This is a genomic window from Rhodococcus artemisiae, assembly GCF_036327795.1.
In the GTDB taxonomy this organism is placed as follows: Bacteria; Actinomycetota; Actinomycetes; order Mycobacteriales; family Mycobacteriaceae; genus Rhodococcus; species Rhodococcus artemisiae.
In genome coordinates, this window is the sequence record NZ_JAUTXY010000003.1 from 152149 (window position 1) to 169114 (window position 16966).

Annotated in this window: 13 protein-coding genes and 2 pseudogenes; 14 read left to right on the forward strand and 1 reads right to left on the reverse strand. The window is 65.7% G+C overall.

Annotation, left to right across the window (positions count from 1 at the left end; all coding sequences use genetic code 11):
- Positions 1–133: 133 nt before the first annotated feature.
- Positions 134–631, reverse strand: a complete 498-nt coding sequence (locus Q7514_RS08300; RefSeq protein ID WP_330132787.1) for a metallopeptidase family protein — start codon at positions 629–631, stop codon at positions 134–136.
- A 90-nt stretch (positions 632–721) separates the two neighbouring features.
- Between Q7514_RS08300 and Q7514_RS08305 the strand changes: the two genes are divergently transcribed.
- From Q7514_RS08305 to secA, 14 genes and pseudogenes are all read left to right on the forward strand, one after another.
- Positions 722–1117, forward strand: coding sequence for a DUF3499 domain-containing protein (locus Q7514_RS08305; protein WP_330132788.1), 396 nt, complete (start codon positions 722–724; stop codon positions 1115–1117).
- A gap of 77 nt (positions 1118–1194) precedes the next feature.
- A complete protein-coding gene (locus Q7514_RS08310; protein WP_330132789.1) occupies positions 1195–2565 on the forward strand; it encodes a phosphomannomutase/phosphoglucomutase in 1371 nt (456 codons plus the stop codon).
- Between the two features lie 93 nt (positions 2566–2658).
- Complete coding sequence (locus tag Q7514_RS08315) at positions 2659–3741, forward strand: tobH protein (RefSeq protein ID WP_330132790.1); 1083 nt, start codon at positions 2659–2661, stop codon at positions 3739–3741.
- The gene (manA, locus tag Q7514_RS08320) at positions 3741–4979 is read left to right on the forward strand and encodes a mannose-6-phosphate isomerase, class I (protein WP_330132791.1); all 1239 of its coding nucleotides are present in this window, start codon (positions 3741–3743) and stop codon (positions 4977–4979) included. The genes Q7514_RS08315 and manA overlap by 1 nt, the downstream gene beginning before the upstream one ends.
- A gap of 175 nt (positions 4980–5154) precedes the next feature.
- Positions 5155–5460 (forward strand): annotated as a pseudogene (locus Q7514_RS08325) (alkane 1-monooxygenase); the annotation flags it as partial.
- Positions 5461–5534: 74 nt separating this feature from the next.
- Positions 5535–5909, forward strand: coding sequence for a hypothetical protein (locus tag Q7514_RS08330; RefSeq protein ID WP_330132792.1), 375 nt, complete (start codon positions 5535–5537; stop codon positions 5907–5909).
- 111 nt (positions 5910–6020) lie between these two features.
- On the forward strand, positions 6021–7526 hold the full coding sequence (gene ahcY, locus Q7514_RS08335) for an adenosylhomocysteinase (protein WP_330132793.1): 1506 nt from the start codon (positions 6021–6023) through the stop codon (positions 7524–7526).
- A 35-nt stretch (positions 7527–7561) separates the two neighbouring features.
- A complete protein-coding gene (locus tag Q7514_RS08340; protein ID WP_330132794.1) occupies positions 7562–8179 on the forward strand; it encodes a dTMP kinase in 618 nt (205 codons plus the stop codon).
- Between the two features lie 5 nt (positions 8180–8184).
- A pseudogene (mtrA, locus tag Q7514_RS08345) lies at positions 8185–8861 on the forward strand (MtrAB system response regulator MtrA).
- Positions 8858–10633: an MtrAB system histidine kinase MtrB gene (gene mtrB / locus Q7514_RS08350; protein WP_330132795.1), complete on the forward strand. Its 1776-nt coding sequence runs from the start codon at positions 8858–8860 to the stop codon at positions 10631–10633. The pseudogene mtrA and the gene mtrB overlap by 4 nt, the downstream one beginning before the upstream one ends.
- Positions 10630–12414, forward strand: coding sequence for an MtrAB system accessory lipoprotein LpqB (lpqB, locus tag Q7514_RS08355; RefSeq protein ID WP_330132796.1), 1785 nt, complete (start codon positions 10630–10632; stop codon positions 12412–12414). The genes mtrB and lpqB overlap by 4 nt, the downstream gene beginning before the upstream one ends.
- A gap of 30 nt (positions 12415–12444) precedes the next feature.
- Positions 12445–13089, forward strand: a complete 645-nt coding sequence (locus Q7514_RS08360; protein WP_330132797.1) for a ComF family protein — start codon at positions 12445–12447, stop codon at positions 13087–13089.
- Between the two features lie 215 nt (positions 13090–13304).
- Positions 13305–13973, forward strand: a complete 669-nt coding sequence (hpf, locus tag Q7514_RS08365; protein ID WP_330132798.1) for a ribosome hibernation-promoting factor, HPF/YfiA family — start codon at positions 13305–13307, stop codon at positions 13971–13973.
- A 184-nt stretch (positions 13974–14157) separates the two neighbouring features.
- The gene (gene secA / locus Q7514_RS08370; protein ID WP_408016065.1) at positions 14158–16950 is read left to right on the forward strand and encodes a preprotein translocase subunit SecA; all 2793 of its coding nucleotides are present in this window, start codon (positions 14158–14160) and stop codon (positions 16948–16950) included.
- Positions 16951–16966 lie beyond the last annotated feature (16 nt).

The window sequence follows — 16966 nt, forward strand, 5'->3', positions numbered from 1 at the left end:
GGTCCGGTACGGGGAGTACGGGCTCGATCCATTTGTGTCCGGAGGTGATGCGTGACGAAGGCCGGGTACTCGGGCGACCGAGTGCTCGGCCTTCGTCGCGTCCGGCCTTGCTTGTCCGTTCGGCCCTGCTCGTTCAGCTCTCGTCGCCGAGATCGCCGAGTTCCGGATCGACGACCTCCGGTTCGAGACCGAGGTAGGTCGCGACCTGGTGGACGAGCACGTCGTGAACGAGGTCGGTGAGATCGTCGGGATCTTCCGCGCGGAGCTCGAGCGGCCGACGGAACAACACGATCCTGGCGCGAGTCGCAGCGCCGCGACGGTCGATACCCGCGGGGACGAGGCGCGACAGTGGGACCGGCCCGTCGGCGACGACCTCGTCGGGCCAGTTGACCGAGTCGGGGTCGCGTGCGCGAATCTTCGGAACATCGTCGACCGCGAGATCGAGTTTCGTCAGCCGGTCGTGCCACTGAGCGTCGATCGGCGCGAACGCGCTGAGCACCAGGAGGTCGAATTTCTCGGCCCGCGACTTCCATGCCGGCAGGTCGTGAGGAAAGAGCGGTCCGCGGATTCCGCGACCGCGTCGCGTCACCGCGCGGGATGACACGGGGGTGGTACGACGTGCTCGGGCCATGCAGTGGAGATTACGACAGAGGAAAACAGACGGATGCTCCCCGGTGTGTCCGAATAGTCCCGGGGCCGGCGACACGCTACGCTCCGATGCGTGAGATCACTGCGTCGATGCTGCCGGCCTGGGTGCAAGAACCCTGCTGTTGCGACGCTGACCTACGTGTATTCGGACTCGACCGCCGTTGTGGGGCCCCTGGCAACGGTCGCAGAGCCGCACTCGTGGGATCTGTGCGAAACGCACGGCTCGAGAATCACCGCGCCGAAGGGCTGGGAACTCGTCCGATACGAGGGGGCGTTCGACACCGCCACCCCCGACGAGGACGATCTCACCGCTCTCGCCGAGGCGGTGCGCGAGGCAGGCATGGGCGAACGCGACCGCGCCGAAGCGGATCCGGCGGAGGCCGAGGTCGCGCCGCGGGTAGCGGTTCCGTCGACCGCCCGCACCGGCCGCCGAGGTCACCTTCGGGTGTTGCCCGATCCCACGAGCTGAGTCCGTCGCACTAGGCTGATCGCGGACCTGCGCCACGAGGATGGCGCGGTGCAATTCGACGATCAGGAGCGGAAACAGTGGCGAGATCTGCCGAATCGGTTGCAGCCGTGATCAAGGCGTACGACGTTCGCGGCGTGGTGGGGACGCAGATCGACGAGGAGTTCGTCCGCGAGGTCGGTGCGTCGTTCGCACGTCTCGTCCGGGACGACAGCGCCGCAACCCGAGTGGTGATCGGTCACGACATGCGCGAATCGTCCCCGACGCTGGCCGGCGCCTTTGCCGAGGGTGTCGTCGCGCAAGGACTCGACGTGGTGCTCATCGGCCTCGCCTCCACGGATCAGCTGTACTTCGCCTCCGGCATTCTCGACGCGCCCGGTGCGATGTTCACCGCGAGCCACAACCCGGCCGAGTACAACGGCATCAAACTGTGCTGGGCCGGTGCGAAGCCGGTCGGCCAGCAGACCGGGCTCGGAACTATCTCCACCGACGTGATCGAGGGGGTTCCGGCCTACGACGGCGCTCACGGCACGATTACCGAACAGGACGTCCTCGAGCAGTACGCGTCGTTTGTTCGGGGATTGGTCGATCTGTCGCAGATGCGCCCGCTGAAGGTGGCGGTCGACGCCGGGAACGGAATGGGCGGACACACCGTCCCGGCCACGTTCGGGCCGCTCCCGATCGACCTGGTGCCGCTGTACTTCGAACTCGACGGGACTTTTCCGAACCACGAGGCCAACCCGCTCGATCCCGCGAACCTGGTGGATCTGCAGCGCCTCGTCGTCGAATCCGGTGCCGATGTCGGCCTGGCCTTCGACGGCGACGCGGACCGTTGCTTCGTCGTCGACGAGCGCGGTGGACTCGTGACTCCGTCTGCTGTGACCGCCTTGGTCGCGGCTCGCGAACTCGGTAAGGAGCCGGGGGCCACGATCATCCACAACCTGATCACGTCGCGCGTCGTGCCCGAACTGGTCGCGGAGCTCGGTGGGAAACCGGTGCGCACCCGTGTCGGCCACTCGTTCATCAAGCAGCAGATGGCCGAGACCGGTGCGGTGTTCGGCGGCGAGCATTCTGCCCATTACTACTTCCGCGACTTCTGGGGCGCCGACTCCGGCATGCTCGCCGCGCTGCATGTCCTCGCCGCGCTCGCGGGTCACGACGGTTCGTTGTCCGATCTGATGGCGTCCTACAACCGGTACGAGGCGTCGGGTGAGATCAACTCCACCGTCAGCGACGCGGCGGAGCGGACCGAGGCAGTCGTCGATGCGTTCGCGGACCGCACCCGGTCCGTCGACCGGCTCGACGGAGTGACCGTCGAACTCCCCGGCCACACCTGGTTCAACCTGCGGGCGTCGAACACTGAGCCGCTGCTGCGGCTGAATGTGGAGGCGCCCACCCGCGCGGAGGTCGACGCACTGGTCGAAGAAATTCTGGCTGTCGTGCGTGCGTGACGGAAGCATTCGTGGCAGCGATAATCGAAGTGTCCGGTGTGTATGCAGCGTCGGGCCGACCAGAGTCTGCGAGGAGAGAAAGGGGGCACGGTCGTGACGGCTCCCTCGCCGCTGTTCGACTTCGATGACGCGAGTGCGCTCATCGAGGCCGATGTCGACGGCATCCTGCGTAGCGCCGCGCTCGGGGGCGCGCAGATTCGCGCGAGCGTCTCTGCCGCCGACGAGTTCCTGCGCGACCGCCTGCGGGGCATTCATCCGCGCAGCGTCGTTCTCGTCGCCGGCGGTGTCCGCGCCGGTCGCGCGGCTGAGCTCGTGGTTGCTCTTCTCTCGGATCGTTGTGCAGTGCCGCTCGTGGCCGCTCCCACCACACCTCCGTGGGTAGGACCGCTCGACGTCGTGGTCGTCGCGGGGGACGATGCGGGCGATCCGACGCTGGTTGCGTCCATCGACGGTGCGCTTCGGCGAAGCGCGGAGGTCGTAGTGGACGCCCCCGACGAAGGGCCGGTCCGGTCGGTGGCCGCAGGCCGTGCAGTGTTACTTGCGCCGCGCATTCACGTCCCGACTGCCTATGTGTTCGCGCGGCACCTCGCTGTGTTCTGCGCGGTGCTCACGTCGCTGGAGACATCCCGCCTCGGTGGCGCGGTCCCTGATCTCGGGCGGATCGCCGATTCGGTCGACGCCGAGGCCGCGCGTGACCATCCGTCGTACGAGGTTTTCGAGAACCCGGCGAAGGCGCTGGCGACGCGGATGTTGTCGCGGCGGGTGGTGTTTGCGGGGGATTCACCGGCGACGGCGGTGCTGGCGCGGCATTCCACGGATTCGTTGTTGCAGATCGCCGGTGTGGTTGCCACGCCGGCGGCACTACCGGATGTTCTGGTGGCGCGAGATCGCCTGCTCGATTCGACCGCTGCTTCCGACACGTACGACCCGTTCTTCCACGACGAGGAACTGGACGGTCCCGCACCGGTCGCACCGGTGCGGGTGTTCGTGCTCAGCACGGACTCGGATCGACCTGCCGCGCGACGCCGAGCCGCGGCACTACCGGATATGGAATTGGTGTCTGTTGTGGGGGAGTTCGAAGCCCGTGAGGTACCACCTGCGCTCGAGCAGGTGGCGGTACTGACCGTGCGACTGGAGATGGCGGCGGCCTATCTGCGTCTGGTCGGTGGTCGGTAGTGCACCGACTCGAAGGTGCAGTGCGCTCCTACGCATGGGGTTCGCGTACTGCCATTGCCACGTTGTGCGGCAGGACCGTGCCGTCCGATCATCCGGAGGCGGAGCTGTGGTTCGGCGCGCACCCGGCCGATCCTGCTCGGGTGATCGACGACGACCATGTGCCGGTGTCACTGCTCGATCTGCTCGACGAGGATCCTCCCGCGCAGCTGGGGGACGACATCGTCGAACGCTTCGGACCGAGGCTGCCGTTCCTGTTGAAGCTGCTCGCGGCGGAGGAACCGTTGTCGTTGCAGGCGCATCCCAGCGCCGCGCAGGCTGCTGAGGGCTATGCGCGTGAGGAAGCGCTCGGCGTGCCACTCGACTCGTCGGTGCGCAATTACCGCGACCCGAACCACAAGCCCGAACTGGTCGTCGCCTTGACACGTTTCGAGGCGCTCGCGGGATTCCGCTCTGCGGCGCGTACCGTCGAGCTGCTCGAGGCGCTGCGCGTGCCCGAACTCGATCCGTATGTGGGCCTGCTTGCGGGTCAGCCGGACTCCGATGGTCTCCGTGCCCTGTTCACCACCTGGATCACGTTGCCGGCGCAGGCGCTGTCCGCGCTCGTTCCGCGCGTCCTGGACGGGTGTGTGACGTATCTCGCGACCGGAGGTGATGCTCCCCGTGAGTTCGTCGCCGAGGTACGCACCGCGTTGCAGCTCGCCGAGATCTATCCCGGCGACGCGGGTGTTCTCGCATCATTGTTGCTGAACCGGATCACCCTCGAGCCCGGTCAGGGCTTGTACCTCGACGCGGGCAACCTGCATGCCTACCTGCACGGGATGGGTATCGAGATCATGGCGAACTCGGACAATGTCCTGCGCGGCGGCCTGACTCCCAAGCATGTCGATGTGCCGGAACTGTTGAGAGTGCTCGATTTCGGTGCGCCCGGTGTGCCGATCCTCGAGGCGGACCTTGTGGGTTCGCACGAATGGCGGTATCGCACGCCGGCTCCGGAGTTCGCTCTGTCGCGTTTCGAACTCGATGCGGGCGAGACCGTGTCGCTGGCTCCGTGCGGACCTCAGATCCTGCTGTGTACGTCGGGCTCGGCCACGGTCGAGTGCGGCGGCGAGAGCATCGAGTTGGGGCAGGGGCGCTCGGTGTGGCTTCCGGCCTCCGATCCGAAGCTGGAGATTCGTGCGGGTGACGCTGCTGTGCAGGCGTTCCGCGCTCGCCTCGGGTTGGATCCGGGAGACAGGTGACATCGTGACGGCACAGATTCGAGCGGTGTAGATCGCTCGAATTCGGGGCGCTTCCCTGGGGGAGCGCCCCTTTTGCGCAGCTATGAATGTTTACAAATCAGAGAATTTGTCTATACCAAGTACGAAAGTGCGATTAATGTCCATGATGCAGTGACATGAATCATTTCTTTACGGGATGAAGGGCACGGCCACGGCCACGAACACGGGAGGGGTTCAGGACCCATCCGCATCACAATGGCACGACCGCAAGCGATATCTGTGGCTACTCGGTCTCGTTCCACCTACCGCGGTCTTCATGGCCACGGTGCTGGTGTGGGGCGGCAACCGGCTGGGGCTGGACGCGGTCACGCCCGTCATCTGGTGGATCGGACCGATCCTCGTCTTCCTACTCGTTCCTGCCCGCGATCTCGTATTCGGACCAGACGGGGAGAACCCGCCCTCGGAGATCGTCGAGACGCTCGAGAACGACCGGTTCTACAGGAGTTCTCGTCCCGGCAGCGGCAGGGTCTCGCCCAGGGATATGGGCTGCGGCTCGTCGACGAATTCGCCGATGCGGTGGCGGATTCGGTGTATGCCCACGTCGGTGACGCGCGCTCAGCCCTTGTCGACGGGTTCGGCTCCTACTTCGTCGCTTCTGCCGCTGATCCGCTGGTGCGGTCACTACTCGACGGTGAGGCCAAACCGGACCTGCTGCGCTTGATCACGACGGACGCCGCGCCGATCCTCGAGCGCGGCGCAGGCAGGCTCGCCGACACCTTCGCGAACAGCTGGATCTCGGCACCCACTACGGACGCCGTGATGCTTGCCCGTGTCGTGGTGCGCGTGGCGCTGAGCTTCATCTCGATGCCACCGACGTCCGGCTCGGATGTCGCGACCGAGCTCGCGGATATCCTCGTGCCCTTCGTCGAGAAGGTCGCCGTGACGGAATGAGCACACCGTGAACCGGGCTGCGATGGACAGGGCTGGGGCAGGTCATACGGCGACAGATTGTATAGCCTGGTGGGCATCCACCGATTGCCGATAGGAAGAGGCATCCGCACAGTGTCTGACACCACGTTCGTCGCCGACCAGATCAACGGGCTCGATTTCAAGGTCGCCGATCTGTCGCTGGCCGAGTTCGGCCGCAAAGAGATCCGTCTGGCCGAGCACGAGATGCCCGGGTTGATGGCGCTGCGCCGTGAGTACGCAGAGGTTCTGCCGCTGAAGGGTGCGCGCATCTCCGGTTCGCTGCACATGACGGTGCAGACCGCAGTCCTGATCGAGACCCTCGTCGCGCTCGGCGCGGACGTCCGGTGGGCCTCGTGCAACATCTTCTCCACGCAGGATCATGCTGCGGCCGCCGTGGTCGTGGGCCCGCACGGCACCCCCGAGGAGCCCAAGGGTGTGCCCGTGTTCGCGTGGAAGGGCGAGACCCTCGAGGAATACTGGTGGGCGGCCGAGCAGATGCTCACGTGGCCGACGGGAGACGGCGCGGAGCAGAGCTCGACCCGGGAATACGGCCCCGCCAACATGATCCTCGATGACGGTGGCGACGCCACGATGCTCGTCCTCAAGGGCGCCCAGTTCGAGAAGGCCGGCGTCGTGCCGCCGACGGACGAGGAGCAGGACTCCGCCGAATACCAGGTGTTCCTGCAGCTGCTGCGCGAGTCGCTCGCTGCGGATTCGAAGAAGTGGTCCACCGTCGCCGAGTCCGTGCAGGGCGTCACCGAAGAGACGACGACGGGTGTGCTGCGGCTCTACCAGCTGGCGGCTGCCGGTGAGCTGGTGTTCCCCGCGATCAACGTCAACGACTCGGTCACCAAGAGCAAGTTCGACAACAAGTACGGGACCCGCCACTCGCTGCTCGACGGCATCAACCGCGGCACCGACGTCCTGATCGGCGGCAAGTCTGCGCTGATCTGCGGCTACGGCGACGTCGGTAAGGGCTGTGCCGAGGCGCTGCGCGGGCAGGGCGCACGCGTGTCGGTCACCGAGGTCGACCCCATCAATGCCCTGCAGGCGATGATGGACGGGTACGACGTCGTCACTGTCGAGGATTTCATCGGCCGGGCCGACATCGTGATCACCTCGACCGGCAACAAGGACATCATCACCTTCGAGCACATGAAGGCCATGAAGCACCAGGCGATCCTGGGCAACATCGGTCACTTCGACAACGAGATCGACATGGCGGGCCTCGAGCGGGCCGCCGACGTCACGCGGATCAACATCAAGCCGCAGGTCGACGAATTCCGATTCGCCGACGGCCACACGATCATCGTGCTGTCCGAGGGCCGGCTGCTGAACCTCGGCAACGCCACGGGCCACCCGTCGTTCGTGATGTCCAACTCCTTCGCGAACCAGGTGATCGCACAGATCGAGCTGTGGACGAAGCCCGACGAGTACGACAACCAGGTCTACCGCCTGCCCAAGCACCTCGACGAAAAGGTCGCGCGGATCCACGTCGAGGCACTCGGGGGCACCCTCACCAAGCTCACCAAGGAACAGGCCGAGTACATCGGTGTCGACGTCGAGGGCCCGTACAAGCCCGAGCACTACCGCTACTGATACGGCGAAACCGAGAAACCGAGAAGCACAGCCGCATGGGTGTTCTGATCGTCGTCGAGACCTGGCGTGCGCACGGTTCGTCGGTGGCGACACTCGCCTTCCCGCGCTACGGGCAGTCCGTGCACGCCGACCTGGGGGCCGAGGCTCTGCGGGGCGGGCACGGCGACACCGCCTCGAGTATCGAGGCAATGGCATTGCTCTGGGCGCTGGATCGGCGTGATGCGGCGGAAGAACTTCGAAAGCTCCTCGCCGACAACGACATCGTGCTGCTCGATCGATACGTAGCGTCGAACGCTGCGTACACCGCTGCGCGGCACCACGAGTCGGCGTCGGGGTCGTCGGTCGAGTGGGTGCGCGAACTCGAGTTCGGCAGGTTCGGTCTTCCCGCGCCGGATCTGCAAGTGCTGCTGCGGGTCCCCGTGGATCTGGCGGCCGAGCGTGCACGCACGCGGGAGGCCGCAGATTTCACGCGCGATCGCGATGCCTACGAACGCGACGGCGATCTGCAGGCACGCACCGGTGAGGTGTACGACGGGCTCGCGTCGGACCGGTGGATGTCGGAGTGGATTGTCGCCGGACCGGATTCCGACCCGCAACAACTCGCCGTTCAGATCTCAAATCTGCTTCACAACGGTCAAGGAGTGACACGATAGAGGTTATGAAGCCGAGGATTCTGGTTGTCGACGACGATTCTGCACTCGCAGAGATGCTCACGATCGTCCTGCGTGGTGAAGGGTTCGAACCCTTCGTGGTGGGCGACGGGACTCAGGCTCTGGGCGCAGTGCGCGAGATCCGCCCCGATCTGGTCCTGCTCGACCTCATGTTGCCCGGCATGAACGGGATCGACGTGTGCAGGGTGCTCCGGTCGGATTCGGGCGTGCCCATCGTCATGCTCACTGCGAAGTCGGACACCGTCGATGTCGTCCTCGGCCTCGAATCGGGCGCCGACGATTACATCGTCAAACCGTTCAAGCCGAAGGAACTCGTCGCGCGTGTACGGGCGCGGCTGCGCCGTACCGAGCAGGAACCCGCCGAGATGCTCTCCATCGGCGAGATCTCGATCGACGTCCCCGCACACAAGGTCAGCCGTGGCGACGAGCAGATCTCCCTCACCCCGCTCGAGTTCGACCTGCTCGTCGCACTCGCGCGGAAGCCGCGGCAGGTGTTCACCCGCGAGGTGTTGCTCGAGCAGGTGTGGGGATACCGTCATGCCGCCGATACCCGCCTGGTGAACGTTCACGTGCAGCGTCTGCGCGCGAAGGTCGAGAAGGATCCCGAGAACCCCGAGGTTGTGCTGACTGTCCGGGGGTCGGCTACAAGGCCGGACCGCCGTGATCCGTGGTTACCGTCTGCGGCGGAGGATCACACGAAGAACTCTGCCGCTGCTGAGGTGGTCACGCACGCTGAGCAGTGGGCTCGCGCATACCTGGCGTCGATCACTTCAGCTGAGGGTCGTTGCGTCGACCCTTTCTCTGTCGCTGATCGTGATGCTCGTGCTGGGTGTAGTCCTCACGAGCCAGATCACCGACCGTCTCCTCGAAGTCAAGATCGATGCGGCCACCGAGGAGATGGAACGTTCCCGCGCGCTGGTCGAAGCCCAGCTTGCGGGAGCCGACGATTCCGGTTCCCTGACCGTCCGGCTCGACGGTGCTGCCGCAACCCTGACCAACAGGGGGAGCGAGGCGGGGCAGGACACCGGTGTCGCCGGAACCTTCGACCCGGTGCTCATCGTCCCCGGTGACGGTCCGCGCGCACCGACGTCGAGCGGTGCTGCGGAGCAGATCCCGCAGAACCTGCGCGCGTTCGTTCAGAACGATCAGATCGCGTACCAGTTCGCGACGGTCGACGACCCGGACGGGTATTCCGGACCCGCTCTGATCATGGGTAGCCCGACCGAGTCCGACATCTCGACCCTCGAGCTGTACCTGGTGTTTCCCCTCGGCGGCGAGGAACGCACTCTCGCGCTCGTCCGCGGAACCCTGTTCGTCGGTGCCGGTGTGCTCCTGGTGTTGCTGGCGGCGATCTCCATGATCGTCGCCCGGCAGGTCGTTCTTCCCATTCGCTCGGCGTCGCGGATCGCGGTGCGTTTCGCGGACGGACGGCTCAAGGAACGCATGCCGGTGCGCGGCGAGGACGACATCGCGCGCTTGGCGATGTCGTTCAACGAGATGGCGGAGAGCCTGTCGCGACAGATCACTCAACTCGAGGAATACGGCAATCTGCAGAAGCGGTTCACCTCCGACGTCAGCCACGAGCTCCGCACTCCGCTGACCACGGTCAGGATGGCTGCCGATCTCATACACGATGGCAGCGACGAACTGGATCCCTCGCTCAGACGTGCCTCCGAACTGCTGGTCGCCGAACTCGACAGGTTCGAGTCTCTGCTGAACGACCTCCTGGAGATCAGCCGCCACGACGCCGGGGTCGCCGAACTCGCGTCCGAGCAACTCGACCTGCGCATGTGCGCGCGGGCGGCGATCGGGACAGTCCGTCATCTCGCGCGCGAGACGGCCACCGAACTGATCGTGGATCTGCCGGACGAACCCGTCAACGCGGACGTCGATCCGCGCCGTGTCGAGCGGATCCTACGCAACCTGCTCGCCAACGCCATCGACCACGGCGAGGGTAAACCGATCCTGTTGCGGTTGCGCGCCGACGACAACGCCGCCGCGTTCGTCGTGCGCGACCAGGGCGTCGGATTGCGCCCGGGTGAGGAGAAGCTCGTCTTCAACCGGTTCTGGCGCTCCGACCCGTCGCGGGTGCGACGTTCGGGTGGCACCGGTCTGGGTCTGGCTATCAGCGTCGAAGACGCGAATCTGCACAACGGCAAACTGGAGGCCTGGGGTGAACCAGGGCGGGGCGCCAGCTTCCGGTTGACGCTGCCACGCGTGCGAGGACGCAAGGCGGGCCGTAGCCCGCTTCCGCTCGTGCCCACCGCGGCTCACGCGGTCCAAGGTAAGCCGCCGCCGTTGGTACCGGAAGCCGAGACGGACGGGGTCGTCGAGGACCCGGCGGTCCCCGGACACCCCGGAACGAACGACAGTGCCGGAACGAACGACAGTGCCGGAACGAATGAGCCTGCACGATCTGAAGGAGCCTCAACATGAGCCACACGCGCTCACGTGTCCTCGGCCCCGTGATCGTCCTGCTGTCGGTGCTCGCGTTGATGGTGTCCGGCTGTGCGAGCCTTCCCGATTCCTCGTCACCCCAGGCCATCGGGACGATCGACCGGGGACCCGCGACGACGGAGGTCCCGGCACCCGAACCGGGACGCGAACCCGACCTCCTCTTGCGTGACTTCCTCCAGGCGAATACCGACCCCGCCAACCGGCACGTCGCAGCCCGTCAGTTCCTCACGTCGGGGATGTCGGGTCGGTGGGATGATGCGGCCAGTGCCACGATCGTCGACAAGGTCGATGTGCTGGCCGAGGAGCGCGACGACAACACCGCGAAGTACGTCGTGCGTGCGAACATCGTCGGGCATCTCGAGGAAGGCGGCCTCTACCGCGCCGACAACGGTGAACTCGAAGCGAAGTTCACCCTGGTCCGTGACGACGGCGAATGGCGGATCGACGAGCTGCCGCCGGGCGTGATCATGGACAAGCCCCGATTCCTCAACAGTTATCAGCGTCGCTCGCTGTACTTCGTCACCCCCAGCGGCAGCACCGTCGTTCCCGATCCCCGGTGGATCTCCGGAACACCCGAGCAGGCCGCGGCGCAACTGATCGGGCTTCTCATCGAAGGTCCCAAGCCCTCGCTCGCCCCTGCGGTCCACAACGAGCTTGCCGGCACGACGATCCTCGGGGCGATCACCAAGGCAGACGGTCGGACCGGTCAGGTCGGCGTGGGTCTGGGCGGCATCCGGGTGGATTTCGGCGGACTCACGTCGCTGACGGAACCGGCTCGGGAACTCCTGGCGGCCCAGGTGATCTGGACCTTGGCCAACGCAGAGATCGCGGGACCCTACGTCCTTCTCGCCGACGGACGGCCGCTCGACGAGCGGTATCCGAACGGCTGGACCACCGCGGATGTCGCGTCGATGAATCCACTCGCGACTTCGGGAACACCGATCGGATTACATGCGCTGCTCGGCGGCAGTCTGGTCAATGTCGCGGAAACCGGCGTGACTCCGGTTCAGGGCTTCTTCGGATCGGTCGACAACCTTCGCTCGGTCGGGATGTCGCGGGACGGTGCACTCCTCGCAGCGGTTGCGGACACCGGCCGACCGGAACCGGAACCCGCTGCAGAACTCGTGGTCGGTGCCTACAACGACGGATCGCCCGAGCCGGCTGTCGAAGGAGAATCGATCACCCGGCCGTCATGGGCTCCCGACAGCAATTCGGTCTGGGCTGTTGTCAACGGCACAGCCGTCGTGAGGGCCGTCAGAGAACCCGGGAGTGGACGCGTCACGGTCGTGGGGGTCGAAGCCGGAGCAGTCCGCGCTCTCGGTGGCCGCATCAGCGAGTTGCGACTGTCGCGCGACGGCGTGCGCGCAGCGATGATCATCGACGGACGTGTCTACATCGCAACCGTGGTGCAGACCCCGAACGGAGAGTTCTCGCTGACGAGTCCACGCGAGATCGCGTTCGAGCTGGGTGGACCCGCCCTGTCGCTGGACTGGAGCACGTCCGACACCGTCGTGGTCTCTCGCTCTGCCTCCGACATCCCCGTTGTTCAGATCGCGATCGACGGATCGCGAATGGACGCGCTTCCGAGCCGGAACCTCACGCCACCCGTCGTGGCGGTCGAAGCGTCGACGACCACCGAGTACGTGGCCGACACGAGAGCGGTGTTCCAACTCAACAACAGCGACCCCGCGGGCGACCGCTACTGGCGAGAGGTGCCCGGCCTGGCCGGGTTGACCGCGGTACCGGTGTTGCCGGGCTGATCTGTCGTATCGGGTCGGCACACTGTGCGAGTGCTGTCGGCTTTGCTCGATCTCGTGCTCCCCGTCCGCTGTGGCGGCTGCGACGCACCCGGTACGCCGTGGTGCCGTGAGTGTGCCCGCGTTCTCAATGATCCACCGGCGCAGGTGCACGTGCGTGTCGACCCGGGAGTGCCGGTGTGGGCGCTCGGGGCGTACTCCGGTGTGCGGCGCAACGCTGTCGTCGCGGCCAAGGAGCGTGGCCGCCGAGACCTCGCGGCACCACTCGGGTTGGCGGCGGCGGTCGCCGTCGCTCGCTTACGACGGTGGGGTGAGCTCCCCGCAGGGCCGCTGATCGTGGTGCCTGCCCCGACCCGCGCCCGGGCGGCGCGTGCGCGCGGGGGAGACCCGGTCACGCGGATGGCCCGATGCGCGGCCTCGCACGACCCGACGCTTCACGTGCATCCGATGTTGGTCACGGGTGCGACGGTGCGCGACTCGGTCGGGCTGTCGGCGTCTCAGCGGCAGGACAATCTCGCCGGAAGGATCTCCATACGTGCCGATTCCGTACCGCGGAGCCTTCCCTTGCTCGTGATCGACGACATCGTCACCACCGGAGCGACCACGAGGGAGGCTGTCCGAGTGCTCCGAAAAGGGGGGTTTCGGACGTCCGGAATTCTGGTGATCGCGCGCGCCTGACGCCGTCTGTGTGATAGGTGACGACACGCCTGAGAAGTGAATTCGATCGGAACAGTGGCGGACCTTCCGGTTACGTACTACCGTCGGCCTCAGACCCGGAAACAACAAGGTAGACGGGTAGAAATACTCGATCTTCCCCGTTTCGGGCAGAGCGCCCAGGCGCTCATCGATCCTGCCGGTGCGCGTGCTGCGCCGGCCGTACTCGGGAGGTACGAGTGACGACCCCTTCGAATTCCACCGTCGCGGTCGCCGAGACAGGCGACTCCGCTCCGCAGACCGTGAACGCCGACGTCGTGGTGAAAGGCCGCAACGTCGAGGTCCCGGATCATTTCCGGATCTACGTGTCGGAGAAGCTAGCTCGGCTCGAACGGTTCGACCCGACGATCTTCCTGTTCGACGTCGAACTACAGCACGAACGCAATCGTCGCCAGATGAAGAGTTGTCAGAGAGTCGAGATCACGGCTCGGGGTAAAGGGCCCGTTGTTCGCGCTGAGGCCAAGGCCGACAGTTTCTACGCTGCGTTCGAGTCGGTGACGGCCAAGCTCGAATCTCGACTGCGCCGCACGAAGGACCGCCGCAAGGTGTCCTATGGAGACAAGACCCCGGTGTCGGTTGCAGAAGCAACGGCAGAGCTGGCTCAGGACGACTCGCTCGCGATCTCGCCGGATCTGGGCCTCGACGGATATGAGCAGGAGCCCCAGGGCCCCGGTCGGATCGTTCGTACGAAGGAACACACAGCGGAGCCGATGACGGTCGACGACGCACTCTACGAGATGGAACTCGTGGGCCACGACTTCTACCTGTTCCACGACAAAGAGACCGACAAGCCATCAGTGGTGTACCGCCGTCATGCGTTCGACTACGGGTTGCTCAGACTCGGATGACATCCGTGTGAGACGGCGATGAGGTAGTGGCCATCGCCGTTGGTTCGAGAGAACGCCTACCATGGAATCCGGCCGGGGTCCGAAAGGCCTCGGCCGGATTTCTTGTCCGTGCAGGTACCCGAGATTGAGGACGAACACACCAGTGCTGTCGCTGACGAAGCTGCTCCGGATCGGTGAAGGTCGCATGGTCAAGCGGCTCAAGCACATCGCAGAGCACGTCGAATCCATTGCTCCTGAATTCGAGAGCTTGACCGATGCGGAGCTGCGGGCCAGGACCGACGAGTTCCGCGGTCGACTTCAGGATGGGGAAACCCTCGACGACCTGCTGCCGGAGGCGTTCGCGACGGCGCGGGAAGCCTCATATCGTGTCATCGGCCAGAAGCACTACACCGTCCAGATCATGGGTGGTGCGGCGCTGCATTTCGGCAACATCGCCGAGATGAAGACCGGTGAGGGCAAGACCCTCACCTGTGTTCTTCCGGCCTACCTCAATGCTCTGGCCGGCGATGGCGTCCACGTCGTCACCGTCAACGATTACCTCGCCAAGCGCGACTCCGAGTGGATGGGGCGTGTCCATCGGTTCCTCGGTCTCGAAACCGATGTGATCCTCTCCGGCCTCACCCCGGCCCAGCGCCGCGCCGCATATGCGGCCGACATCACGTACGGCACGAACAACGAGTTCGGCTTCGACTACCTGCGCGACAACATGACGCACTCCCTCGACGACCTGGTGCAGCGCGGGCACCACTTCGCGGTCGTCGACGAGGTCGACTCGATCCTCATCGACGAGGCCCGTACCCCGCTGATCATTTCGGGTCCGGCCGACGCGTCGAGCAAGTGGTACGCGGAGTTCGCGCGCATCGTGCCGATGCTGAAGCTCGATGTCCACTACGAGGTGGACATCAAGAAGCGCACCATCGGTGTGCACGAAGCCGGCGTCGAACTCGTCGAAGACCAGCTCGGCATCGACAATCTGTACGAGGCGGCGAACTCCCCGCTGGTCAGCTACCTCAACAACGCGATCAAGGCGAAAGAGCTCTACACCAAGGACAAGGACTACATCGTCCGCGACGGCGAGGTCGTCATCGTCGACGAGTTCACCGGACGTGTGCTCTCCGGTCGCCGCTACAACGAGGGCATGCACCAGGCGATCGAGGCCAAGGAAAAGGTCGAGATCAAGGCGGAGAACCAAACCCTCGCCACCATCACGCTGCAGAACTACTTCCGCCTCTACGACAAGCTCTCGGGCATGACCGGTACGGCCGAGACCGAGGCGGCCGAGCTTCACCAGATCTACGACCTCGGCGTGATCCCGATCCCGACGAACCGCCCGATGATCCGTGTGGACCAGGGCGACCTCATCTACAAGTCCGAGGAGGCGAAGTTCGCTGCCGTGGTGGACGACGTGGTCGAGCGGCACCAGAACGGTCAGCCCGTCCTGATCGGTACCACCAGCGTCGAACGCTCGGAGTACCTGTCGAAGCAGTTCACCAAGAAGGGTGTGCCCCACAGCGTCCTCAACGCGAAGTTCCACGAACAAGAGGCGCAGATCATCGCGGAGGCCGGCCGGTCGGGCGCGGTCACCGTGGCGACCAACATGGCGGGTCGCGGTACCGACGTCGTGCTCGGTGGTAACCCCGACATCCTCGCCGACATCGCGTTGCGCAAGCGTGGCCTGGACCCGGTCTCTACTCCGGAAGAGTACGAAGCAGCCTGGGACCCGACTCTCGAGCAGATCAAGGCCGAGGTCAAGGCAGACGCCGAGCGGGTGCGTGAGGCGGGCGGACTGTACGTCCTCGGCACCGAGCGGCATGAGTCGCGGCGTATCGACAATCAGCTGCGTGGTCGTTCCGGTCGCCAGGGCGATCCGGGTGAGTCCCGGTTCTACCTGTCGCTCGGCGACGAATTGATGCGGCGCTTCAACGGCGCTGCACTCGAATCGATCATGACCCGCCTCAACCTGCCCGACGACGTCCCGATCGAGGCGAAGATGGTGTCGAAGGCCATCAAGAGCGCGCAGACGCAGGTCGAGCAGCAGAACTACGAGATCCGCAAGAACGTCCTCAAATACGACGAGGTGATGAACCAGCAGCGCACCGTCATCTACGAGGAGCGTCGCCGGATTCTGCGTGGCGAGGACCTCGAAGGCCAGGTCGAGCGCATGCTCACGGATGTCGTCACCGCGTATGTCGACGGAGCGACCGCCGAGGGTTACGTCGAGGACTGGGACCTCGAGCAGCTGTGGACAGCGCTCAAGACCCTCTACCCCGTCAGCGTGGACTACAAGAAGCTGGTCACGGAGAACGAGGACCTCGACCGCAACGAGTTGCGCGAGATCCTGCTGCAGGACGCGCGGGATGCATACGCGCGTCGAGAGGCCGAGATCGAGGGCATCGCCGGTGACAGCGCGATGCGCGAACTCGAACGGCGGGTGTTGCTCTCCGTCCTCGACCGCAAGTGGCGCGAGCACCTCTACGAGATGGACTACCTCAAGGAGGGCATCGGCCTGAGGGCGATGGCTCAGCGAGACCCCCTCGTCGAGTACCAGCGCGAAGGCTTCGACATGTTCACGGGCATGCTCGAGGGGCTCAAGGAGGAATCGGTCGGCTTCCTGTTCAATCTGCAGGTCGAGGCGAACACAGCTCAGGCGCCGGCGGCAGGGGGCGGAGTTGCCGTCACCCCGGCGTCCGCGGCCGTGGCTGCCCGCAACGCACCTTCGTTGACCAAGTCTGCGCAGCAGCCCCAGCCGCAACCCGCGACTCGACAGCAGGCGGCTCCGGCTCCGGCAGCGCTGCGAGCGAAGGGTCTCGACGAGACCGAGCGCAGACTGACGTACACCGGGCCGGCCGAGGACGGCCGCGCTCACGTCGCCCGGAGCACCGGTCCGAGCGAGGGTACCGGCCCCCAGCAGGGTGGCACACGCCGGGAACGCCGCGCCGCAGCCCGCAAGGATGCCAAGAGCAATCGGCGCGGCTGATCATCTCCCGGTCGCC